Raw genomic sequence first — 22,653 nt, forward strand, 5'->3', positions numbered from 1 at the left:
TAATACCATAGCACCATGTGTAGATGGCTTCCAATGTAACTTATTGAAAAACATCAACATAAAAGTTGGCACAGTACTTGATATAACTTTAGGCATCACAGAACACATCGTGGCTTCGGCCACCATGACTGAACGGAGTCGTTTTCATGGCGGCACAGCATCAAGCTGGCACCGGACTGAAAATGGACCTGACTTAAATGAAAGGAGAGTTACTATGGGTATTTTTTCTCGCTTTGCCGATATTGTAAACGCAAACGTCAACTCACTGCTGGATAAAGCCGAAGATCCGCAAAAAATGATCCGCCTGATCATCCAGGAGATGGAAGATACCCTGGTGGAAGTGCGCACCTCGTCTGCTCGCGCTCTGGCCGATAAAAAAGAGCTTCAGCGCCGCATTGATACGCTGCAGTCTCAAAGTGATGACTGGCAACAGAAAGCGAGCCTTGCGCTGCAAAAAGGCCGTGAAGATCTGGCCCGTGCAGCCCTGATTGAAAAGCAAAAACTCAGTGATGCCATCCTTACCCTCAATGAAGAGTATAAGCTGGTAGATGAGACCATTGCCAAGCTCACCACCGAAGTTGCGGAGCTGGAACGCAAGCTGCAGGAAACCCGTGCTCGTCAGCAAGCGCTGGTGACCCGTCACCAGGCTGCCGGGAATCGGCGCGATATCCGCCGTCAGCTCGATACCGGGAAAGTGGATGAAGCGCTGTCGAAGTTTGAGCAATACGAGCGCCGGGTTGACGAGATGGAAGCTGAAGCTGACAGCTACGGCATTGGACGCGGTAAAAACCTCGATCAGGAATTTGCCGATCTGCAGGCCCAGGATGAAATTGAACAGGAACTGGCGCGGATGAAAGAAAAGATGAAGGATAAAGAGTAAGCTGGTGATCATTCAGGGTTCTGCACGAAACGAGGATGGAGGTAATTTATGGGTTGGATAGTTTGGCCACTGATGGTGTTTTTGATCTTTGTGGCGCCGTTGTGGCTGATTCTGCACTACCGCGGGAAGCGCCATGCCGGTCAGGGACTCTCGGGCGAGGCACAGGAAAAGCTGCAGTCACTCGTGGTTCGTGCAGAGCAGATGCAGGAGCGTATTCAGACACTGGAGAAGATTCTCGATGAGGAGGCGCCGCAATGGAGACAACGCCAATGAGCAAAACCTTGTACCGTGATCCGCAGAACGGCAAGATCACCGGGGTTTGTGCCGGGCTGGCCGAGTATTTCGGGATGGAGATCTGGCTGGTGCGGATCCTCGCGGTCTCTGCGTTTTTGCTGGGCATGGGCTTCTTCGCGGTGATCGCGTATCTGGCTGCCAGTTTGATCCTGGAAAAGATGCCCGAAGCGCGCCAGGAGCAGCGCTATATCTATCGCGAGCATACCGTGAAGCAAAAGGCCTGGCAGGCCGGGCAGTCGCCGGAGCAGGTGATGCAGAATGTCGAGGCCGAGCTGGATGATGTCGAACAGAAGCTGCGCCAGATGGAAGCTTATGTCACTTCATCCGCGTTCAAAGTTGCCCGTGAATTTAAACACCTCTGAGGGCTGCTGCTTCAGCGCCGTGCCGTCTGCACGGCGCAATGTTATTAAGCAGACCACCCGTCTGCTTTTTTCACCTCCGTCGATGTTCATGCGCGATTCATCCCGGAAGTGAGAGTATACAAATCATTTGCTGGGAACCTTTATGCACCGAATTGGGAATGAGCTCAATAAATTAGTCAACCGCAGCCTGGATCGCCATGTCCGTCTGGCGGTGACCGGTCTGTCGCGGGCGGGGAAAACCGCGTTTATCACCTCATTGGTCAATCAGCTACTCCATGTCAGTACCAACCCGAGGCTCCCTCTGTTTTCAGCCGTTCGTGATGGTTATCTACTCGGGGCCAAGCGGGTGCCTCAAGTCGATATGCATGTCCCTAAATTTGGCTATGATGAAGGGATGCAGGCCTTGCTGTCTGCCCCGCCGGCCTGGCCGGAGCCGACCCGGGATGTCAGCCAGATCCGCCTCGCGCTGCGCTATAAACCGCAAAAGGGACCGATGAAGCTGCTGCAGGATACCGCCACGCTCTACCTCGATATTGTCGATTATCCGGGCGAGTGGCTGCTGGATTTGCCGTTGCTGGAGCAGGACTTTCACGCCTGGTCACAGCAGCAGAGCAAGTTGCTCAAAGGGAAGCGGGGCGAGCTGGCGCAGCACTGGCAGGCAATGCTGGAAGACTTTGACCCCTTTGCTCCGGCGGATGAGGCCCTGATTGAGCGGATCTCGGCCGCTTTTACCGAATATCTGTATAAATGCAAGGCCGAAGGCGGCCTGCACTGGGTTCAGCCGGGCCGTTTTGTGCTGCCCGGCGAGCTGGCAGGCGCGCCGGTGTTGCAGTTCTTCCCGCTCACCCGGCTGGCACAATACACCGAGGCACAGTTGCAGCAGGCGAATGAGCACAGCAACTACGCGATGCTGAAAAGCCGCTATCAGTATTACCGCCAGCATATCGTGAAAGGGTTTTACCGGGAGCATTTTTCCAAGTTTGATCGCCAGATCATCCTGGTGGATTGCCTGCAACCGCTCAATGCCGGGCCGGCGTCGTTTAACGATATGCGCCAGGCGCTGGATCAGCTGATGCAGAGTTTTCGCTATGGCCGCAGCTCGCTGCTGCGGCGGTTGTTTTCACCGCGGATTGATAAGGTGCTGTTCGCGGCGGCCAAGGCTGATCACGTGACCCCGGAACAACACCCGAACCTGGTCAGTTTACTCCAGCAGATGATCAATGAAGCCTGGCAAACCGCTTCCTTTGAAGGGATCAAGATGGACTGTGTCAGCCTGGCCTCGATTCAGGCAACTGAGCCGGGGTTTGTCGCCCATCAGGGCCAGCAGATGCCGGCGCTGCGCGGGGACACGCTCGACGGGCAGTCACAGATGCTGTTTCCCGGCGAGGTTCCCAGACGGTTGCCGAACGAAACCTTCTGGCAGCAGCACGGCTTTGATTTCGTGAATTTCCGGCCGCTGGAAATTCAGAGCGATGAGCCGCTGCCCCATATCCGGATGGATAAAGCGCTGGAGTATTTATTGGGAGACAAACTGCAATGAGTCATGCATACAAGGGCAAAATTGTCTTTGAGGAGCCGCAAACCCAACCCAAGTCGGACCAGGAAGAGCTGACTGCGCAGCAGCAGTTTGACCAGGGCGAAGACTTTCTGCCGGAGACCACGACAGATCAGCCTGATGTCGAAGCACAACTGACCCGGACGCTGGCCCCGAAGCGCCGGGGACGTTGGCTGAAAGGGCTACTGGTGGCCACGGCGGCGATGACCGGCTGGCAAACCGTGGATTATGTCGTCACTGCTTATCAGGGCGGTGACTGGCTGGCACTGGGTTGGAGCGCGATTGTGGCGGCCCTGGCGACGGCCGGGATCACCACTTTGGCGCGCGAACTGCTCAAATTACGCCGCCTGAAGCAGCGCCAGAGTGAGCAGGAACAGGCACAAGCACTGCTGGAAGCCGACAGCATGGGTCAGGGACGGGCGTTTTGTCTCAAGCTGGCCAAACAAAGCAATATTCGCGACGATCACTTGGGGTATGAGCGCTGGCTGAACTCGCTGGCGGCAACCCATAACGATCGGGAAGTACTGGCACTCTATGATCAGATGGTGCTGCGCCAGCAAGATCAACAAGCCCGCCAGCTGGTGGCCAAATACTCGGGTGAGGCGGCCGTGATGGTTGCGGTCAGCCCGTTGGCGCTGGCAGACATGCTGCTGGTGGCGTGGCGTAATTTCCGGCTGATTGATCATATCGCCCGTGTCTATGGGGTTGAGCTCGGTTACTGGTCACGGATCCGGCTGGTGAAACTGGTGCTTGCCAACATGGCGGCAGCCGGGGCCAGTGAAATGCTGATGGATACCAGCATGGATGTGCTGTCGGTCGACTTGGCCGGGCGGATGTCGACCCGGGTGGCCCAAGGCGTCGGAGTGGGGTTACTGACCGGCCGGTTAGGGCTCAAAGCCATGGCCCTGATGCGGCCGCTGCCATGGCAGCCAGGGCAACAACCCAAGCTGGGAGAGATCCGCAAGGACTTACTCACCCGGCTGACCCGAAAAAAGGCCTAGCCCCATATCGCAACTGCCCGAGGCACCTTGGGTTTCGGGCAGACTGGCGATTTCCTCGCCACTTCGCTGTGGATGACCTGCGTGACCTCTCATCCCGCGATGCTCGCAACTTGACTCCCCGAAAGTGAAGGCGCACACTTCTTGAGGTGTCAACAATTCCTGACACCTAAAGCAAATTGAAATATTCGGCTCGAATCGAGCGCTCCAGTCGGTGCGGCCCGGTGAGGCCGAGACTGCTTCGTGCGTCACGGCGGGATATTTATTGAGGACATTGAAAAGGCGTGTGATATGAGGTTACAAGTCAATTGTGAAGACCGGCTTGGGATAGCCCGGGAGTTGCTGGATATTCTGACCAGCCAGCAAATTGACCTGCGGGGGATTGAAATTGACCGGGTCGGCATTATCTACCTGAACTGCCCGGAAATTGAATTTGAGCAATTTAGCCACCTGATGTCGCAAATCCGTCAGCTGGATGGTGTCACTGATGTCCGGAAAATTCAGTTTATGCCCAGCGAGCGGGAGCATAAAGAGCTGAAGGCGCTGCTGGAAGCCCTGCCGGATCCGTTTTTCTCGATTAATTTGCAGGGCAAGATCGATCTGGCCAATGATGCCGCGGAAATGCTGTTGAGCAAGCAGCGTGGGGACATCGTTGGCGAAAACGTTCAGACCTTGCTGGGCTTTAACTTTCACCGTTGGCTTGAAAAAGAGCAAGCGGCGAAACGAAGCGAAATGGTGGTGATTGCCGGCCTGGATTACATGATGGAAATCATGCCGGTGTATGTTACCGACGAAAGTGAGCAGTCGGTGCTGGCCAGTGCCATGATTTTGCTGAAATCGCTGTCGGAAGCCAAAATGCCGGTTGCGATGCGCCAAATCAGCGGCGATAACGGATTCGAACACTTTGTGGGTCAGTCGTCGCGCTTCAAGCACTTGTTGGCGCAGGCGAAGAAACTGGCGCTGCTGGATGCGCCGTTGCTGATCCAGGGCGAAACCGGAACCGGGAAAGAAATGCTGGCCCGTGCCTGCCATCAGCGCTCAATGCGACGCGAAAAACCGTTCTTGCTGGTCAACTGTGTTTCGATGCCGGATAACGCGGCGGAAACCGAGTTGTTCGGGATGGCGTCCTCGGCAACTGAGCCGGGTAAGAAAGGGATATTTGAGCAGGCCGATGGCGGCACCGTCTTTTTGTACGAAGTCGGTGAAATGTCAGCCCACTTGCAGATTAAACTGCTGCGCTTCCTACAGGACGGCACGTTCCGCCGGGTGGGGGAAGAGCGCGAAATGAAAGTCGATGTCCGGGTGATTTGCTCGACGCAGAAAAAGTTGCCGGATCTGGTGGCAGCGGGCGCGTTCCGGGAAGATCTGTACTACCGTCTCAATGTGCTGGCGCTGGTGGTGCCGCCGTTGCGCGAGCGTCCGGCGGATATCGTCCCGCTGGCAGATCTGTTCCTGAGTCAGTTTGCCCAGGAAATGCAGCAGGCCAAGCCGCAGATCACCGATGATTTGGCCAGTTATCTCAGTCAGTATGCCTGGCCGGGGAACATTCGCCAGCTGCGCAATATTCTGTTCCGGGCAATGACCCAGATTGAGGGCTCGATGCTGAAGGTTGAAGATGTCCAGTTACCGGAGAATGAGTCGATGACCCTGATCAACGAGGAAAACCTTGATGGCTCGCTGGACGAGATCATGAAACGTTATGAGTCCGGGATCCTGACCAACCTCTATCGCAGCTATCCGTCGACCCGAAAACTGGCCAAGCGGCTGGGGGTTTCCCATACGGCGGTCGCCAACAAACTGCGTGAATACGGGATCGGGAAGCAATAGTGCTATCACGGCTCAGGCAATGAGCTCCGGCGGTGGATCTGAAATCAAAAAGAAGACGTCTGGTTACGTCTTCTTTTTTTCGCCCTCAGACTGATACCGGTCAAAGTAAATCAGTGATCAGAAATAACGCCGGGAAAATGTTTGAGAACAAGGCGGAATTTTTAGATAAGTAGTTATTCTACAATCAAAAATTCTAACGCAGTTATCGAGCATTTTAACAAGCTAGGATGACCAGCTATTTACTGCGATTGGTATGAGTACCGGGAGTCGGTTGGAGCAGGGTGAGCTGGCCGGCTTCCAGTGCCAGCAGCTGCAGTGTCACATCCTGTCCGTAGCGGCAGGTGGCAGGTTGCCCCTGTTCATTGAGCACCCGGTGGCAGGGAATAATAATGGGAATAGGATTGACGTTTTTCGCCATGCCAATAGCCTGAGCGGCGGCTGGTTGCGCCATTGCGCCGGCAAGCATCTGATAAGAGCAGCAACTGCCGAAAGGGACTTCCGTGATAGCCTGCCAGACTTGTTGTTGGAACAGGGTGCCTTGTGGTGCCAGGGGCAGGGTGAATGTCTGGCGCTCACCCAGGAGATATTCTTTGAGTTGGGTGCGGTAGGGGTGCATAAAATCCGGGTGACGTTCCCAGCTGGAATCCGGGCAAAAGCCGCCGCTACCAATGGTCAGTTGCCTGAGTCCGTGGTGATCGGCCAGTAAGTAGATTTTGCCCAGGACCGAATAGAGGTAGTCATAATACATAAAATGTCACTGCTAGTTGAAAAGAGCCTCTGGTGCGATCTCCTTGCCCTCGCCGGGAGGTGGTGCAGACCTTTGAAAGGTGAATCGCACTCTGTTGAAATCATAGTTCAGAACCGGGATCTGTCCGGTCATTTTTCATAAAATGTTTTACCCGACATTGATTTATCCGCCAGCCATCTCGCGGCCACAATAAACTATGGTAAGGTGAGAGGCTCAGGTTTGAAAGAGGTGAACCGCCGTTGTTTCAATCTATCATTCATCGTTCCCCGTCACTACAGGTTGATGACTTGAACGTCCGCCTGGTCAGCCCCAAAGATGCTGAACCTATCGCAGACTATTATCAGCGAAACCGGGCTTTTCTTCAGCCCTGGGAGCCGCTGCGGGAAGAAGGATTCTATACGGTTGCCGGATGGGAGAAGCGCCTCAGCCAACTCGCTGAGCTGCATAAACATAAGCTGGCTTATTATTTTGTGATCACCCGCGAAGATTCGGCGCAGATTTGCGGGGTCATCAATTACAGCAACCTGGTCCGGCATCCGTTTTATGCCTGTCATGTCGGCTATTCACTTGATGAAGCCTGTCAGGGGCAGGGTATCATGCGTAAGGCTCTGTCAGCGACGGTGGCGTGGATGTTTGACGAGCAGTCTTTTCATCGGGTGATGGCTGCTTATATGCCGAGGAACCAAAAAAGTGCAGCGGTGCTGAGTGCTGCCGGATTTGGGATTGAAGGGGAAGCGAAGGACTACCTGCTGATCAACGGCCGCTGGGAAGATCATATCTTGACGGCCAAGATCAATTCGGGTTGGGTTCAACCCAAAGTCTAACACCTAACATCTAACATCAAAGGCAAGGACAAGGGCGAGGGGGGTCCCCCCGCCAGGTGAGAGTGTTTATGCGACAGTCAGGATCCGCATATTGTTGGTCGAGCCGACAATATCCATTTCATCACCCTGGGTGATAATGACCAGATCACCCTGACTCAGCAATCCCAGTTCTTTCAGATCGGCCAGGGCATGTTTTGCCGCGGCGAGTCCGGCATCGCTGTCGCGATCAAAGAATACCGGCGTCACGCCGCGATACAGCGCTGCCCGGTTTAGCGTCCGTTCATTTCGGGACAGGGCAAAAATCGGTAGGCCCGAGGAGATCCGGGACATCATCAGCGGCGTTCGGCCGGATTCGGTCATGGTCACAATCGCTTTGACGCCTTCCATGTGGTTGGCCGCGTACATGGTCGACATAGCGATGGTTTCTTCGGTGTTTTCAAAAGTCCGGCTCATCCGGTGGTTGGAGACATTGATACTCGGCTCCTTCTCGGCACCGACACAAACACTGGCCATGGCTTTGACGGTCTCTTCCGGGTACTGACCGGCAGCGGTTTCGGCAGAGAGCATCACCGCATCGGTACCATCAAGCACGGCGTTGGCAACATCCATCACCTCGGCGCGGGTTGGCATCGGGCTGGTGATCATTGACTCCATCATCTGGGTGGCGGTGATCACGGTCCGGTTCAGGCTACGGGCGCGGCGGATCAGTTTTTTCTGCACTCCGACCAGCTCCGGATCGCCAATTTCAACCCCGAGATCGCCCCGGGCAACCATCACTGCGTCGGAAGCCATGATGATTTCGTCCATGGATTCGGCATCAGCAACCGCCTCGGCCCGTTCGACTTTGGCCACCAGGCGTGCATCCAGGCCAGCGTCAGTCGCCAGGCGGCGGGCATAGTTCATATCTTCGCCGTTGCGGGGGAAGGAAACAGCGAGGTAATCCACCTGCATAGCAGCCGCGGTCAGGATGTCCGCTTTGTCTTTGTCAGTCAGCGCTGCTGCCGACAGGCCGCCACCTTTCTTGTTGATCCCTTTATTGTTTGATAGCGGGCCGCCCACGGTTACCTCGGTGTGTACCTTGTGGCCTTCGACATCGACAACTTTTAACTGGACCCGGCCATCATCAAGCAGCAGGATATCGCCGGCCATGACATCTTCCGGCAGGGCTTTGTAATCCAGGCCGACCGCTTTCTCGTCGCCTTCCCCTTTGGGCAGGGTACTGTCGAGGGTGAACTTATCACCGATATTGAGGTGAATTTTGCCATCTTTGAAGGTAGAAACGCGGATTTTCGGGCCTTGCAGATCGCCGAGAATAGCCACATGCCGGCCCAGTTTTGCCGCGATTTCACGCACCGTCTTGGTCCGCTGGAGGTGATCCTCCGGACTCCCGTGAGAAAAGTTCATCCGGACTACATTGGCGCCGGCTGCAATAATTTTTTCCAGGTTGTTGTCGCGATCCGTCGCTGGACCAAGGGTGGTCACGATTTTTGTACGTCGTAGCCTGTTAGACATGAGAAACTCCATTTTAGTGGGGGACATCAATGCACCGGGGATTCCCGCCGGTACATTACATCTTACTGAAATTTTACTACAAAAATTCGGGTCCTTTCCGATGTCAGCGCAATAAAGTGAAAGAAAGTATCACTTTGATTTTTAATAAGATAAAACGCTGGTGGTTCAGAGCAGGGCAGGGGGACCAATCACCAGGATACGGCTAATAAAAAAGCATGGGAAAGACCATGCTTTTTTCAGTTGTTATCTTCGGGATGCGCTCGGGTTACATCATGCCTTCTTTTGAAAAGCGGGAGTCTTTGAGCGACTCTTTGACCCGCTTCAGGTTTTCCCTAAATCCTGCGCCGCGGCGTAGGGTAAACCCGGTCGCCAGGACATCGATGACGGTCATCTGGACGACCCGGCTCGCCATCGGCATGTAGATGTCGGTATCTTCAGGCACATCCAGGCAGATGGACAGGGAGCATTCACGATCCAGCGGGGAGTCCTTGGCGGTGATCCCAATCACTGTGGCGCCGTTCTCGCGTGCCATGCGGGCGATCTCAACCAGGCTCTTGGTGCGGCCGGTGTGTGAGATCATCACTACGACATCACCATCGGCACAGTTGATCACACTCATCCGCTGCATGACAATGTCATCAAAGCAGACAATCGGAATGTTGAAGCGGAAGAATTTGTTCTGAGCATCATGGGCTACGGAGGCGGACGCGCCAAGACCAAAGAAAGAAATTTTCTTGGCTTGGGTCAGCAGGTCAACGGCGCGGTTGACCTGCATCGGATCCAGGCTGTTTTTTGCCACATCCAGGCAGGCCATCGTCGATTCAAAGATTTTTGACGTATAGGCGTCCGGGCCGTCATCTTCTTCGACGTTGCGGTTGACATATGGGGTTCCGTTGGCAAGGCTTTGGGCTAAATGGAGTTTGAAGTCCGGAAATCCCTTCGTATCAAGGCGACGGCAAAAACGGTTCACGGTCGGCTCGCTGACATCGGCCATCTTGGCCAGCGTCGCGATACTGGAGTGAATCGCAGTCTGTGGTGAGGCAATGATAACTTCAGCGACTTTGCGCTCAGACTTACTGAAGTTATCTAAGTTTTTTTGAATTTTCTCTAGGGTATTCATAGCGATTACCGCTTCGTTACTGAATTTCATTCGTTGCTTTCATACCTGCGGCATGCAGATATGAAGCCAATTTGATGAAACTATACTACTTTTCGCGGATCAGCTCCTAGCGATTCCGAGCATATTGCTTTTACTTTTTATTATAGTTTGACAGGGATCGAGTTTTCCCTTTCAGTTCTGAAAATATTTTTTAGGGATTTAGCAAAAATCTGCGTGAACATCGCTTTTATGTGTTGTTAATTTTCACGTGTGGGGAATTAATTTACAGTTTGAAATAAATCCCCGTAGTTTTGTTATGTTGTCAGTTTCATTTCAATGAAAGGAAGAATGATGAAGATCAGTGTGTGCGGTTGTGGCTGGCTGGGGCTGCCTTTAGCCCGATCTCTGGTGGCCAGAGGATATGAGGTTTACGGGACCCAACGTGATCCGTCGCGTGCGGCCCAGCTGGCTGAGTTCGGGATCCGGGGCGTCCCCTTAACGTTGCCGCTGCCTTCGCCACAGGCGGAACTGGCCCCTGCATTGGCCCGGTTGCTAGCTGCTGAGATACTGGTGATTGCTGTACCGCCGGGGCGGCAAGAAGGCAGCGATGCGGCATTCGTCGCTAAAGTGAAATCGCTGTCGCAGGCTGCTCAGGCTCAGGGCTGTCGGCGGGTGATATTTGTCAGTACCACGTCGGTGTATGGTGACGTGACTGGTGCCGTAGATGAGGCGACACAGCCGAAGCCGAATACGGCCAGTGGTCGGGCGCATGCCGAACTTGAGCAGTGGTTGCGCCGCCAGTGGCAGCAGCAATTGGTAGTGTTGCGCCTTTCCGGATTGATTGGTCCGGGACGCCATCCGGTGAAATACCTCGCCGGGCGATCGGGGATCGCCAATGGTGGCGATCCGGTCAACCTGATCCACTTAGATGACTGTATTGCCGCGATTGAGGCGGTTATCGGGCGCTGGCCGGCACAGCCCGTGCTTCATCTAGCGGCGCCGACGCATCCAAGCCGGGCGGCGTATTACACCCAGATGGCGCAATTATCCGGGTTGCCGTTGCCGGAATTTCAAACCATCACGCCAGGGGGCGGAAAGTGGATCGATGCCCGTCAAACCTGTGCCTGGCTGGGCCTGACGCTGGCCCACCCTGATTTGCTGCAACTGGCACCGGAGCTGTCGGATGGTAGGCACGTAAACTGAGCTGTGTTGTTGGATGTCGGGCCGACAGAAAAACGGAAAAAAAAGCGCTGAGGGGATCTCAGCGCATCAACTCGTATAAAACGCAATATGAATAGGAGTAAAGCAGCAGTGGCAATTAATCACTTCAGGCTCAAACAGTGAATGAGTCTCTGCTGAGCTGATAACGACAATCTTATTAATTCAGACCGTCGGGTTTCAGGATGGTTCAAAAAGAATGACGAAAAAGGTTATTTTTTTCTGCGCCTCGTCGAATAGTGAGTGCCAAAAAAAAAAGCCCGTTGAAATTCAACGGGCAAAGGCTCTATTTACACAATAAGGAGTTAGCAGCAGTGGCATTTTCAGATTAAAGCGGGACAATGCAGTTTGGCGGCCAGCTAAAATGGAATGCGTCTTTAATCTCAATGTCATTAGGTATGACTGATGTTTTTTCCGTTGGTTCCCATTGCCGAGGAAAAAAACAAACTTTTTTATAACCTCATGATAATGAATGGGCTAAAAACACCTCATTGTGCATGGATCTTGGCGTTGAAGATGTGAGCGGCTGCAGGTTTGCTCGCAAAAGAAGAGTGGCTGACTTGCTTCTGTTTGGTTTTTTAACGGCCTGGCTTTCGAACCGGCAGTCACATGACACAATAAAGAAAGCCCATCACGATCGGGTGATGGGCTTTGAAGAAAGTCTTCTAAGAAAAAGCAGTGGCATAATATATGACCTTGCTTCCGTTTTTTGGTTCCCGTGAATGTGCATTTTTCTTTGATTATTTTTAGCCGCCGCCGCCTTCTGAAGCTCCCCATCTATTAGCTATTGATATTTAACGATTTATTTACAATCGGGTGCTGAACACCAACTCACATTCTTTTCTGTGCTTTGCCGTTTATGGACAAACGGGACCGGGATCTTTATCACAGTCTGGCAATTTTCTGTGATCGGCTGTCTAAAATGCGCGGCAGGCATTTATTTGCCGCTTGTTAAAAATGTTGCTTGGTTGTAAAGTTTAAACATGTGTTTAATACAGGTGAATGAATATGCCGGGAAAGGGAGAAACCAAGGGCAGAATTCTCGATGCTGCCGAGCTGCTTTTTGCTGAGCACGGGTTTAAAGAAACCTCGCTCAGAACTATTACCAGCAAAGCAGGGGTGAATCTGGCGTCGGTCAACTACCACTACGGCGATAAGAAAACGCTGGTTCGCGCCGTGCTGAGCCGTTATCTCGAAGAGTTCATGCCGGCGCTCAAAGCGGAGCTGGAAGTGCTGTTGACCCGTGACGATTTCTCCATGGAAGATGTGTTCCGGTGTGCTAAACAGCCCCTGTTGAACTTGAACGTGTATCGGCCGAACGGTGCGCAACTCTTTATGTCGCTGCTGGGCAGGGGATATACCGATGTGCAGGGCCATTTGCGCTGGTTTATCGTCACGCGCTACGAAGAAGTGTTACATCTGTTCACCACTGCCGTGTGCCGGGCTAACTCATCCCTCGACCCTGAGACCTTGTTCTGGCGTTTGCACTTTACCCTGGGGGCAACCGTATTCACCATGGCCTCGACCGCCGCGCTGTGTGAGATTGCCGAGAGTGACTTTTCCCGCACGGTGACAACCGAAGATTTGATTGAGCGACTTGTGCCTTATCTGGCCGCCGGTGTTGCGGCGCCGATCGAGCAGCCGCTCTCGCTGATCCAAGAAGAATCAACAGGAACGCAGTAAGTAATGTAGAACCATAACGATTAATGAGACAAAGGATCTGAACCATGAGTATGTTCGTTAATATGCGCAAGCGCTATTTCAGCGACCCTGCATTTAAGCTGTTTAAGAAAGTCCTTCCCCCATTGTCAGATACGGAACGAGAGGCTATGGAGGCCGGCGGTGTCTGGTGGGATGGGGAACTGTTTAGTGGCTCACCGAACTGGCAAACCCTGCACAATTATCCGAAGCCGTCTTTGAATGCCGAAGAGCAGGCTTTTATGGATAACCAGCTGGAAACTTTGCTGGCGATGCTGGATGACTATCAGATCGTACAGGAAGACAAGGACTTGCCGCCTCAGGTGTGGGAATTCCTGCGTCAGGAGAAGTTCTTCTCATTGATCATTGGTAAAGAATACGGCGGGCTGGATTTCTCGGCTCACGCCAACTCGACTATCGTCTCGCGCATCGCGACCCGGAGCCTGAGTGCCGCGGTATCGGTGATGGTGCCGAACTCATTGGGCCCGGGGGAGCTGCTCAGCCACTACGGTACACAAGATCAGAAAGACTACTGGTTGCCGCGACTGGCAAATGGCACCGATATTCCTTGTTTTGCTCTGACTGGTCCGGAAGCCGGCTCTGACGCCGGAGGGATCCCGGATCAGGGCACGGTGTGTTACGGTGAATTTGAAGGAAAAGAAGTGCTGGGGATCCGGGTGAGCTGGAACAAGCGCTACATTACGCTGGCGCCGGTTGCCACGGTTCTGGGTCTGGCCTTCAAGCTTCAGGACCCGGATGGCCTGATTGGCGACAAGAAAGATATCGGCATTACCTGTGCCCTGATCCCGGCAGATTATCCAGGGGTTGAAATCGGCGAACGCCACGACCCGCTGAATCTGGCCTTTATGAATGGCCCGACCCGCGGCCAGGATGTCTTTATTCCGATGGCGTGGGTGATTGGCGGCCAGGATTATGTCGGCCGCGGCTGGCGGATGCTGGTGGAATGCCTGTCGGCAGGTCGCGGGATATCGCTGCCGGCGCTGGGCACTGCAGTCGGCCATCTGACGGCGCGGGCAACCGGCGCTTATGCTTATGTGCGCAAGCAGTTCGGGATGTCGATTGGTAACTTTGAGGGCGTTGCTCAGGCCATGGGTCGGATCGGGGGTTATACCTACATGCTGGAAGCAGCCCGCACCCTGACCACCACCTCGCTGGATATGAAAGAAAAGCCGGGGATTGTAACGGCGATTGCCAAATACCACATGACTGAGATGGCGCGGACCATTCTCAATGATGCGATGGATATCCACGCCGGTCGCGCCATTCAGTTGGGGCCAATGAACTACCTGGGTCATCACTACTTCGGGATGCCGGTGGCGATCACGGTGGAAGGGGCCAATATTCTGACCCGTAACCTGATGATCTTCGGCCAGGGGGCAACGCGTTGCCATCCGTTTGTGCTTAAAGAGATGGAAGCGGCGGCCAACCCGGACACCGAACAGGCTTCCAAAGAGTTTGATGCACTGCTAAGCAAGCATATTGGCTTTGCCATCAAGAACGTGTCCGGGTCCCTGTTGAATGCCTTCACCGGCTCACGCTTGAATCGCGCACCGGTCAGCGGGGAAACGGCAGAATACTATCGCCATCTGTCCCGGATGAGCCGGGGACTGGCAGTGGCAGCAGACTTTGCGATGCTGAGCCTGGGCGGTGAGCTTAAACGCCGCGAGATGGTTTCGGCCCGGCTTGGTGATGTCCTGAGCCATCTGTACCTGGCCTCTGCGGTGCTCAAGCGCTATGAAGACGAAGGTCGCCAGCAGCAGGATCTGCCGATGGTTCATTATGCGCTGCAACACTGTCTGCACCAGTGTGGTGTGGCCTTTGACGAGGTGCTGAGCAACTTCCCGCGTAAAGGGATTGGCCGTTTGGTGCGTACCCTGGTCTTCCCGCTGGGAATTCACTACCCGGCACCGAAAGATGAGCTGTCGGTTGCCATCACTAAAGGGCTGATGACACCGGGCGCGCACAGGGATCGCCTGACCCATCTGTGCTATGTTGGCGAAAAGGAAAGCGATCCGGTGGCGATTATGGAACGCGCCTTTGTCGCGATGCATGAAGTGAAAGGGATTGAGAAGAAAATTGCCGAAGCGGTGAAGGCAGGTGAGATCCCGCGCAAAATTTCGCTCTCTGAGAAGCTGGAAATTGCGCTGAGTGCGGGCATCGTCACAAAAGATGACGTCGAAAAAATGCACAATGCGGAGCAACTCAGGCAGCATGCGATCCAGGTGGATCACTTTTCTGCCGAGCAATTTAAGCAAGGCGGTTTGCAGCCGGGAAAGGCCGCCTAGGAGCAGTTGCTCACGATAATGAATAAACCTGGTGTCCCCAATATGCCACGCAATCGCGTGGCATTTTTTTTATGGTTGTTGCAAAAACCAACAAAATGGACGTGAAATAGGTGATCAACACCTCCAACCACTCCCATTTTTAGCGCTTACGCTCATAAATTTAATGCGAATTTGTCATTTACCTTTTATCCTACAGTCAATTGTGAGAGGGAAGTTGAACATGATCATCAAACCTAAAATTCGTGGATTTATCTGTACCACCACTCACCCTGTGGGTTGTGAAGCGAACGTCAAAGAGCAAATTGAATACACTAAAGCCCAGGGCCCGATTGCCAATGCACCGAAGCGCGTGCTGGTGGTTGGCTCTTCCAGTGGCTACGGTTTGTCTTCACGTATCGCAGCAGCGTTCGGTGGCGGCGCGGCAACAATCGGCGTATTTTTCGAAAAACCGGGCACTGAGAAAAAGCCAGGCACGGCCGGTTGGTACAACTCTGCAGCATTTGACAAATTCGCCAAAGCAGAAGGCCTGTACTCTAAAAGCTTGAACGGCGATGCTTTCTCCCATGAAGCAAAACAGAAAGTTATTGATCTGATCAAAGAAGATCTGGGTCAGATTGATATGGTGGTTTACTCGCTGGCATCACCGGTCCGTAAAATGCCGGACAGCGGTGAAGTGGTGCGTTCAACCCTGAAGCCGATGGGCGAAACCTACACGGCGACAGCGGTCGATACCAACAAAGACGTGCTGATCGAAGCCAGCATCGAGCCGGCGACTGAGCAAGAAGTCCAGGATACCGTGACAGTGATGGGCGGTCAGGACTGGGAGCTGTGGATCAACGCTCTGTCTGAAGCGGGTGTCCTGGCTGACAACTGTAAGACGGTTGCTTACAGCTACATCGGGACTGAAATTACCTGGCCAATCTACTGGCACGGTGCCCTGGGCAAGGCCAAGATGGATCTCGACCGTGCAGCAACGGCGCTGAATGAGAAGCTGTCGGCGACCGGCGGTTCTGCCAATGTCGCGGTGCTGAAGAGTGTGGTGACGCAGGCCAGCTCTGCAATCCCGGTCATGCCGCTGTATATTGCGATGGTCTTTAAGAAAATGCGTGAAGAAGGCGTGCATGAAGGCTGCATGGAGCAAATTCACCGCATGTTTACCCAACGTCTGTTTAAAGAAGACGGCTCTGCACCTGAGCTGGATGAAGCCAACCGTCTGCGTCTGGATGACTGGGAACTGCGTGAAGACATTCAGAAGCATTGCCGCGATCTGTGGCCGCAGGTAACCAACGAGAACCTGTTTGAAGTCGCTGACTACCAACAGTACAAGGATGAGTTCCTGAAATTGTTCGGCTTCGGCATTGAATCCGTCGATTACGACGCCGATGTCAGCCCTGTGGTTGACTTCGATGTGCAAGACATCTGATTCATTATCTTTGATGAACAAAAAACCGCCAATCGGCGGTTTTTTTAAGCTTGTTTGCTGGGACGAGCCTGGCAGATCGTGGTTCCTTATTGGGTCGGGATCCGAATCACGAAGGCTGCGCCTTCAATTCCGGCGGTTTCGACGTGAATGGTCCCTTGGTAACTCTCGACAATTTCGTGGCAGACGGAGAGCCCGATCCCCTGGCCGGGATTGAGCTGATCGGCCCGCACCCCGCGTTGAAAAATCGCTTCGCGCATCGCCTCACAGACGCCCGGCCCGTCATCTTCAATCCGGATTTCAAAGGCATCCTCACGACAGGCGACATTGATCTGCACCTGACTGATACAGAAGCGATAGGCATTTTCCAGCAGGTTGCCCAGCAGCTCCATCAGGTCGTTGCGGTTGAGCGGGAGTTTGAGTCCCGGCTCAAATCCGTATGTCAGGGTGACTTGCTTGTCGCTGTAGACCTTGCTGAGCAGGTTGCGGAAACTGTCAACTGCCGGTTTGAGCTCGGTCTGATCTTTTTGCAGCCCCTGTTGGCCCATCATGGCGCGCTTGAGCTGGTACTGGACCTGTTCGTCCATCTGGCTGATCTGCTCCATGATCCGCTGGTTCAGATCCGGACGACAAATATTCTGATCGTCGAGCAGGGCGTGGGCCGCAGCCAGGCGGGTCTTGAGACTATGGGCCAAATCATCCATGGCATGACGATAACGGCCTTTCTGATCATTGCTGATTTGGATCAGTCGGTTGAGCGCCAGCGTCACATCCTGCAACTCCATCGGGTAATCATCATCGAGCTTGTCGCGCTTTGCGTCGGTCATTTGATCCAACTGGGCAGCCAGTTTGCGCAGCGGCTGGAAGCTCCAGTGAAAGGCGGCGACCAGAAACGCAATCGCAATCAGCACAAACAGCCCGAGGTAAAATGTGGTGCGCTTGTGCAGTTTCTCAAGTGAGGACTTATACTGATCTCCGGTACGTAGCACCACCAGTTGGTAGGTTTTTCCGCCCTCGCGATCCCGGCTCATGTTATATGCGATATAGCTCTCGCCCTTGGGGGTTTCGATCAGGGTCGGGACCGGTATATTGTCCGGCAGCTCCTGGCAGATATTGCCGAGCTCGGCCTCTTTGGCTTCGTCAGAGAGCCAGATGGTATGGTCGCGGGTATCACAAACCACGGACATGTAGTCGGTATCGGACGGATCGATAGAATCAATCCATTTGTCGACATCTTTGATCAGTCCGGCCCGGTTGAGCTGAGCCACCACCATCGGCATTTGCGCCACCAGCTCAGAAGAGTAGGCAGCCATATAGCTCTGGCTGTAGAGCTGGTTAATCACCCCGGCCAAGGCAGAGGTGATTAACACGATGATGGCGACTGAGGTGCCGAGAACCCGTCGGCGCAGCCGGGGCTGGAGCAGTCCCTTCATTGTGCTTGCAGCTCAAAAATATAGCCCTGGCCGCGGATGGTGGAGATGGGATTCTCCTGGCCATGGCTGGTGAACTTTTTGCGCAGGCGGCTGATCATCACCTCGATGGTGTTCGGATCGCCTTCCTGATCTTCATACAGCACATCCAGCAGGCGCTGCTTGGAGACTACCTGGCGGCTGTGGCGCATCAGGTATTCCAGCAGGTCGTATTCAAAAGCGGTCAACTCCAGCAGGGTGTCGCCAATAAAGACTTGTTTGGCCAGCAGGTCGACCCGGATCTCACCGGCAGTCATCTCAGGTTTGACAAACCCGGCGCTGCGACGGACCAGAGCGCTCAGACGGGCGACCATCTCTTCTTTCTGGAACGGCTTGACCAGATAGTCATCGGCACCGGCTTCGAGCCCGGTCACTTTATCCTGCCAGTTGGAGCGGGCGGTTAGGATTAAAATCGGTAAGCGTAACCCCTTGCTACGGATATCCTTGATCAGGCTGATGCCGTCCCGATCCGGCAGGCCAATATCGACAATTGCAACATCATTGGGGTAGTTTTGGGCAAAAAACAGCCCTTCCTCGGCTGTGCCTGCGCACTGTACCTGATGCCCCAGCTCGCTGAGCTGAGATTTCAGATGGTGGCTGAGGATTGGGTCATCTTCGACAATAAGGATACGCATAATATTGATTCCCAAAAATAAAGCGATTCGCTCAATATACTGGATGGTGCTGAGGCTGGCGATGATCGAGCAGTTTAAATGTGTGCCGGGCAGCGTTATCAGCGTGCATCTGACCACTATAGATAACGGGACTGAATAGACGCTGACTCATTCATTACAATTGTGTCAGCGTCTGGTGAAATATGCTAGCTGAGGATGATGATCAAGGTTCCGGCAACGGTCAGCAGGACGTTGGCAATGGCGTAGGTGCCGGCATAACCCAGTGCCGGAATGGTACTGCGGGCATGCTCGTTAATCATATCCATCGCCGGAGCACAGGTCCGGGCACCAATAATGGCACCGAACAGCAGCGCGCGGTTCATTTTCAGGATATAAGCGCCGAACAGGTAGGCGATCACCACCGGCACCGTACTCACCAGCAGACTGGTGACGAAAACAGCCAGACCGACCTGGGCCAGGGAATCAAACAGGTTCGAACCGGCGCTGAGGCCAATCCCGACCATAAACACCATCAGGCCGAGATCTTTGGTCATGTTCAGGGCGCCCTGGGGGACGTAACCGAAGGTCGGGTGGTTGGCCCGCAGGAAGCCGAGGGTGATCCCGGCCAGCAGCAGGCCGGCGGCACTGCCGAGACCAAAGGCGATGTGGCCGAAGGTCATGCTGATGGCGCCGATCAGCAGACCGACGATAAAGAAACAGCAGAAAGCCAGCAGATCGGCAATCTGGCTGTGGACCGAGATGAATCCGATCCGCTCAGCCAGGCCCAGGACCCGGCTTTTCTCGCCGCTGACCTGGAGGATATCGCCTTTGTTGAGCAGGATATCGTGGTCCATTGGCATTTCGATTTGAGCCCGGACCACCCGGTTGAGAAAACAACCATATTCAGACAGGTTGAGGTCGGACAGCTTTTTGCCGGCGATACTGTCGTTTTTGACCACGATTTCTTCTTCAACCACACGCAGGTCGAGCAGATCCCGGTCAAACACTTCTTTGCCGTGGCGGAAGCTGGGATCGAGGCGTGCATGGCTGTCAGGATAACCCACCAGGGCGATTTCATCACCTTCCTGCAAGATGGCGTCGCCGTCGGGGTTGGCCAGAATGCCGTGGCGGCGGATCCGCTCGATATAGCAGCCGGTCTGGCGGTAAATGCCCAGCTCGCGCAGGTTACGGCCGTCAATCCAGTTGATCAGCTCCGGGCCGACCCGGTAGGCACGGATGATCGGCAGGTAGACCTTGCGCTGGGCCACTTCGCCGATCCCGCGCTCGCGGGCAATTTGTCGCGAGGACTCGGCCAGGTTTTGTTTTTGTAGCTTCGGCATCAGTTTCGCCAGCAGGATCAGGCTGATCAGCCCCAGCAGGTAGGACATGGCGTAGCCGACACTCAGGCTGTCGACCATACTCTGTACCAGCTGGCTGTCGTCAATGCCGGCCAGGCCGCTGTTGAGCGCATCTTTCGCGCCAACCAGCACCGGGGTCGCGGTGAGGGAGCCCGCCATCAGGCCGGTGGCCAGGGCCAAATCCAGTTTCAGGACGTTGGACATCAGCATGGTGACGGCAATCGCCGAGACCAGCACCACCAGTGCCAGTAGGAGGTAGTGTTTCCCGTCACGAAAGAAAATGCCGAAAAAGTTGGGGCCGGCTTCAATGCCGACACAGAAAATAAACAGCATAAAGCCGATATTCAGGGCATCGGCATCAAAGGTAAATCCCGCATTGCCAAACAGCAGAGCGGTTAACAGGACGCCGATCGAATTACCAATCAACATGTTGGCGATTCTGATTTTTCCGACACTGAGGCCGACGGCGAGGACTACAAAAAGGAGGAGGATATCGTTCTGGTGGAGTAAAGCAGCGACATCAATGTTCACAACGGGTTCCGGCAAGAGAGGACAGCAACAACAGTGGGTGGATTTTAACGGATTTTAATAATGGGTTATACCGCTAAGTGGTATCTTGCTATAAAAATGAACCGATATTATTCAAGTCATACCAACTTAGAGAAAAGTCTGATCACTGATTTAATTGATTGGTCTTGTTTGTCGCTTTAGCAAAAGAAAAAAGGCTGCATGGGCAGCCTCTTGAATGCGTAGTCGTATCGGGAATTATTGATACAGACCCAGGTTCTCTTTGGCGTACGCTTCAAATTCGGTACAACCGCCGATGTGCTCCTGATCAATGAAGATTTGCGGCACGGTTTCAACCGGCTTGCCAACCGTTTTTTCCAGATCGGCTTTGCTGATGCCTTCGGCATGGATGTCAACGTAACGGTAGTTGAAATCATCGCGATCGGCTTTCAGGTTGTCAGCCAGCTCTTTGGCACGAACGCAGAAAGGGCAACCAGGACGACCGAAAATAACAACGAACATAAACACTCTCCTTTTTTCTGATGCGCTCACTATAACGTGACAGGCTGGGATGAGAAAGCGGGTTTTATCTTTCAGAGCGATAGATAAATCCGATGAAGCCGGGATCGCTCAGCAAGTTGGCGTGGGGAGGGGATTTTGCTTCGCCCGGGGCCAGAAGCACAAAACCGGGCAGGCGCCCGGTTTGAATCGTTGGTGTTGCGGTGGGAAGTTGCAGGGGCCCGAGCTTAGAAGTCGTAGCGCAGGGCCACGGCCAGGACGTCTTCGTTACCGTCGATGTTGTCAATTTTGTACTCGGCAAAAGTACGCAGTTGCTTGTTGAACTTGTATTGCGCGCCGACCGTGTAGTAGTCCGTCTTGTCTTCGGTTGTACCACCGGCATCTTTTTTCAGGAAGTTGTAACCTCCCAGAACGGAGAAGCCATTATCAAAGCTATAACCCAGCACCGCTTCGTAGCCGTCGTAATCGGTATTGTTTTCTTCACCCTTTTTATCTTTCCAGTTTTCACCGGTGGTATACAGCAGGGCGGCGTAAATCTTGTTGGCATCATACGCCACCGATAGTGCGGTCATCTTGGCATCATCTGAGTTGTCTTTGCCCTCGCCCTGGTTGTAAGCGGCACCGAGGCTGATCCCCATCGGCAGGGCATACTTGGCCGCGAAACCGTAGGACTGGGCGTCGTCACCATTGGTGTTTTCGATCTTGTCATTTTCAAACTGATAACCGGCTTCCAGGGTCAGGCCGTTAAATTCGCCGCTGTATTTCAGAACACCGCTGGCTTTACCGGTACCAAAGCGGTCGGTTCCGGTGCCACTGGCGTCAGCGCCGAACTCATACAGGACATCGGTAAAATCAGATACCAGGGTATAAGCACCATATTGGCGGCCGTAGGTCAGTTCTCCCCAGTCACCGCCCAGGCCGGCATAGCCCAGGCGCGTGTCGAAACTGTCTTCTGATTTCGCATCGAACTCGATTTCGTACTTCATCAGGCCATACAGTTGCTCGTTGACCTGAGTTGACGCCGCAGCGCCGATGCGGAAGTAGCTTTGATCACCCTGTTCGCTGTCATCGTCAGACGCATAGTACATGCCAACCGCACGACCTTTGACATCCACTTTATGGGTGTCATCTTCGTAAACTGTTGCGGCACTCACGGCGCCGGAGAATAGTGATGCCAGAATTGCAGTGGTTAGTGCTGCTTGTTTCATGTGTGTGTCCCCTAAATATATAAAAAAATCGGCATGTCGCCGTTATTGTGTTGCGGGGAGAATAGAAGTCTTGTGTGACACTAAGGTGTTAATAACAAGTCACTTTCATGAAATGAACAGGGATCGATTAAGAGGAGTACAATGTGTGATACATCATGGGTTCTCAACAACGTGTCACGCTTTACAGGCGAAAATTTGCTCAGAATCAAACGGCGATTTCTGGCAACGGGCACACTG

At 53.9% G+C, this 22,653-nt stretch carries 19 protein-coding genes; 11 read left to right on the top strand and 8 right to left on the bottom strand.

What is annotated here, in order from left to right; all coding sequences use genetic code 11:
* Positions 1 to 214 precede the first annotated feature (214 nt).
* From pspA to tyrR, 6 genes are all read left to right on the top strand, one after another.
* Entirely contained in the window at positions 215 to 880 is a 666-nt protein-coding gene (gene pspA, locus NNL38_RS05400) for a phage shock protein PspA (RefSeq protein ID WP_255390002.1), read from the top strand.
* A 48-nt stretch (positions 881 to 928) separates the two neighbouring features.
* Complete coding sequence (pspB, locus tag NNL38_RS05405; protein WP_255390003.1) at positions 929 to 1,153, top strand: envelope stress response membrane protein PspB; 225 nt, start codon at positions 929 to 931, stop codon at positions 1,151 to 1,153.
* Positions 1,150 to 1,536 carry an envelope stress response membrane protein PspC gene (gene pspC / locus NNL38_RS05410; protein ID WP_255390565.1) on the top strand — a complete coding sequence of 129 codons (387 nt, stop codon included), beginning with the start codon at positions 1,150 to 1,152 and terminating at the stop codon, positions 1,534 to 1,536. The genes pspB and pspC overlap by 4 nt, the downstream gene beginning before the upstream one ends.
* A 142-nt stretch (positions 1,537 to 1,678) precedes the next feature.
* Positions 1,679 to 3,076: a YcjX family GTP-binding protein gene (locus NNL38_RS05415; RefSeq protein WP_255390004.1), complete on the top strand. Its 1,398-nt coding sequence runs from the start codon at positions 1,679 to 1,681 to the stop codon at positions 3,074 to 3,076.
* Positions 3,073 to 4,092 carry a YcjF family protein gene (locus NNL38_RS05420; RefSeq protein WP_255390005.1) on the top strand — a complete coding sequence of 340 codons (1,020 nt, stop codon included), beginning with the start codon at positions 3,073 to 3,075 and terminating at the stop codon, positions 4,090 to 4,092. Before NNL38_RS05415 ends, NNL38_RS05420 begins: the two co-directional genes overlap by 4 nt.
* 288 nt (positions 4,093 to 4,380) lie before the next feature.
* The gene (tyrR, locus tag NNL38_RS05425) at positions 4,381 to 5,916 is read left to right on the top strand and encodes a transcriptional regulator TyrR (RefSeq protein WP_255390006.1); all 1,536 of its coding nucleotides are present in this window, start codon (positions 4,381 to 4,383) and stop codon (positions 5,914 to 5,916) included.
* Between the two features lie 235 nt (positions 5,917 to 6,151).
* On the opposite strand, the gene NNL38_RS05430 is transcribed toward tyrR, so the two are convergent.
* Positions 6,152 to 6,664, bottom strand: a complete 513-nt coding sequence (locus tag NNL38_RS05430; protein ID WP_255390007.1) for a methylated-DNA--[protein]-cysteine S-methyltransferase — start codon at positions 6,662 to 6,664, stop codon at positions 6,152 to 6,154.
* Between the two features lie 239 nt (positions 6,665 to 6,903).
* On the opposite strand from NNL38_RS05430, the gene rimJ reads away from it, so the two are divergent.
* A complete protein-coding gene (gene rimJ / locus NNL38_RS05435) occupies positions 6,904 to 7,488 on the top strand; it encodes a ribosomal protein S5-alanine N-acetyltransferase (protein ID WP_255390008.1) in 585 nt (194 codons plus the stop codon).
* 66 nt (positions 7,489 to 7,554) lie between these two features.
* Here rimJ and pyk read toward each other — a convergent pair whose 3' ends face one another.
* On the bottom strand, positions 7,555 to 9,000 hold the full coding sequence (gene pyk / locus NNL38_RS05440) for a pyruvate kinase (RefSeq protein WP_255390009.1): 1,446 nt from the start codon (positions 8,998 to 9,000) through the stop codon (positions 7,555 to 7,557).
* Between the two features lie 265 nt (positions 9,001 to 9,265).
* A complete protein-coding gene (locus tag NNL38_RS05445) occupies positions 9,266 to 10,120 on the bottom strand; it encodes a MurR/RpiR family transcriptional regulator (protein ID WP_255390566.1) in 855 nt (284 codons plus the stop codon).
* A gap of 327 nt (positions 10,121 to 10,447) precedes the next feature.
* Between NNL38_RS05445 and NNL38_RS05450 the strand changes: the two genes are divergently transcribed.
* From NNL38_RS05450 to fabV, 4 genes are all read left to right on the top strand, one after another.
* The gene (locus NNL38_RS05450) at positions 10,448 to 11,302 is read left to right on the top strand and encodes an NAD-dependent epimerase/dehydratase family protein (protein ID WP_255390010.1); all 855 of its coding nucleotides are present in this window, start codon (positions 10,448 to 10,450) and stop codon (positions 11,300 to 11,302) included.
* Between the two features lie 1,023 nt (positions 11,303 to 12,325).
* A complete protein-coding gene (gene psrA / locus NNL38_RS05455; protein WP_255390011.1) occupies positions 12,326 to 13,000 on the top strand; it encodes a TetR family transcriptional repressor PsrA in 675 nt (224 codons plus the stop codon).
* 44 nt (positions 13,001 to 13,044) lie between these two features.
* Positions 13,045 to 15,321, top strand: coding sequence for an acyl-CoA dehydrogenase (locus NNL38_RS05460; protein WP_255390012.1), 2,277 nt, complete (start codon positions 13,045 to 13,047; stop codon positions 15,319 to 15,321).
* 220 nt (positions 15,322 to 15,541) lie between these two features.
* Entirely contained in the window at positions 15,542 to 16,744 is a 1,203-nt protein-coding gene (gene fabV / locus NNL38_RS05465) for an enoyl-ACP reductase FabV (RefSeq protein WP_255390013.1), read from the top strand.
* Positions 16,745 to 16,830: 86 nt separating this feature from the next.
* On the opposite strand, the gene NNL38_RS05470 is transcribed toward fabV, so the two are convergent.
* From NNL38_RS05470 to NNL38_RS05490, 5 genes are all read right to left on the bottom strand, one after another.
* On the bottom strand, positions 16,831 to 18,174 hold the full coding sequence (locus NNL38_RS05470) for an ATP-binding protein (protein WP_255390014.1): 1,344 nt from the start codon (positions 18,172 to 18,174) through the stop codon (positions 16,831 to 16,833).
* On the bottom strand, positions 18,171 to 18,845 hold the full coding sequence (locus NNL38_RS05475; protein WP_255390015.1) for a response regulator: 675 nt from the start codon (positions 18,843 to 18,845) through the stop codon (positions 18,171 to 18,173). The genes NNL38_RS05470 and NNL38_RS05475 overlap by 4 nt, the downstream gene beginning before the upstream one ends.
* A gap of 185 nt (positions 18,846 to 19,030) precedes the next feature.
* A complete protein-coding gene (locus NNL38_RS05480; RefSeq protein WP_255390016.1) occupies positions 19,031 to 20,713 on the bottom strand; it encodes an aspartate:alanine antiporter in 1,683 nt (560 codons plus the stop codon).
* Between the two features lie 234 nt (positions 20,714 to 20,947).
* Positions 20,948 to 21,211: a GrxA family glutaredoxin gene (locus NNL38_RS05485; RefSeq protein ID WP_255390017.1), complete on the bottom strand. Its 264-nt coding sequence runs from the start codon at positions 21,209 to 21,211 to the stop codon at positions 20,948 to 20,950.
* A 224-nt stretch (positions 21,212 to 21,435) separates the two neighbouring features.
* Entirely contained in the window at positions 21,436 to 22,416 is a 981-nt protein-coding gene (locus NNL38_RS05490; RefSeq protein WP_255390018.1) for a porin, read from the bottom strand.
* Positions 22,417 to 22,653: the final 237 nt, after the last annotated feature.

Source organism: Photobacterium atrarenae (assembly GCF_024380015.1).
Classification (GTDB): domain Bacteria; phylum Pseudomonadota; class Gammaproteobacteria; order Enterobacterales; family Vibrionaceae; genus Photobacterium; species Photobacterium atrarenae.

Bases quoted from the DNA above. Each gene is read 5' to 3' on its own strand.
- pspA (WP_255390002.1), top strand. From the start codon at position 215: ATGGGTATTTTTTCTCGCTTTGCCGATATTGTAAACGCAAACGTCAAC.
- pspB (WP_255390003.1), top strand. From the start codon at position 929: ATGGGTTGGATAGTTTGGCCACTGATGGTGTTTTTGATCTTTGTGGCG.
- pspC (WP_255390565.1), top strand. From the start codon at position 1,150: ATGAGCAAAACCTTGTACCGTGATCCGCAGAACGGCAAGATCACCGGG.
- NNL38_RS05415 (WP_255390004.1), top strand. From the start codon at position 1,679: ATGCACCGAATTGGGAATGAGCTCAATAAATTAGTCAACCGCAGCCTG.
- NNL38_RS05420 (WP_255390005.1), top strand. From the start codon at position 3,073: ATGAGTCATGCATACAAGGGCAAAATTGTCTTTGAGGAGCCGCAAACC.
- tyrR (WP_255390006.1), top strand. From the start codon at position 4,381: ATGAGGTTACAAGTCAATTGTGAAGACCGGCTTGGGATAGCCCGGGAG.
- NNL38_RS05430 (WP_255390007.1), bottom strand. From the start codon at position 6,664: ATGTATTATGACTACCTCTATTCGGTCCTGGGCAAAATCTACTTACTG.
- pyk (WP_255390009.1), bottom strand. From the start codon at position 9,000: ATGTCTAACAGGCTACGACGTACAAAAATCGTGACCACCCTTGGTCCA.
- NNL38_RS05445 (WP_255390566.1), bottom strand. From the start codon at position 10,120: ATGAATACCCTAGAGAAAATTCAAAAAAACTTAGATAACTTCAGTAAG.
- NNL38_RS05450 (WP_255390010.1), top strand. From the start codon at position 10,448: ATGATGAAGATCAGTGTGTGCGGTTGTGGCTGGCTGGGGCTGCCTTTA.
- psrA (WP_255390011.1), top strand. From the start codon at position 12,326: ATGCCGGGAAAGGGAGAAACCAAGGGCAGAATTCTCGATGCTGCCGAG.
- NNL38_RS05460 (WP_255390012.1), top strand. From the start codon at position 13,045: ATGAGTATGTTCGTTAATATGCGCAAGCGCTATTTCAGCGACCCTGCA.
- fabV (WP_255390013.1), top strand. From the start codon at position 15,542: ATGATCATCAAACCTAAAATTCGTGGATTTATCTGTACCACCACTCAC.
- NNL38_RS05470 (WP_255390014.1), bottom strand. From the start codon at position 18,174: ATGAAGGGACTGCTCCAGCCCCGGCTGCGCCGACGGGTTCTCGGCACC.
- NNL38_RS05475 (WP_255390015.1), bottom strand. From the start codon at position 18,845: ATGCGTATCCTTATTGTCGAAGATGACCCAATCCTCAGCCACCATCTG.
- NNL38_RS05485 (WP_255390017.1), bottom strand. From the start codon at position 21,211: ATGTTCGTTGTTATTTTCGGTCGTCCTGGTTGCCCTTTCTGCGTTCGT.
- NNL38_RS05490 (WP_255390018.1), bottom strand. From the start codon at position 22,416: ATGAAACAAGCAGCACTAACCACTGCAATTCTGGCATCACTATTCTCC.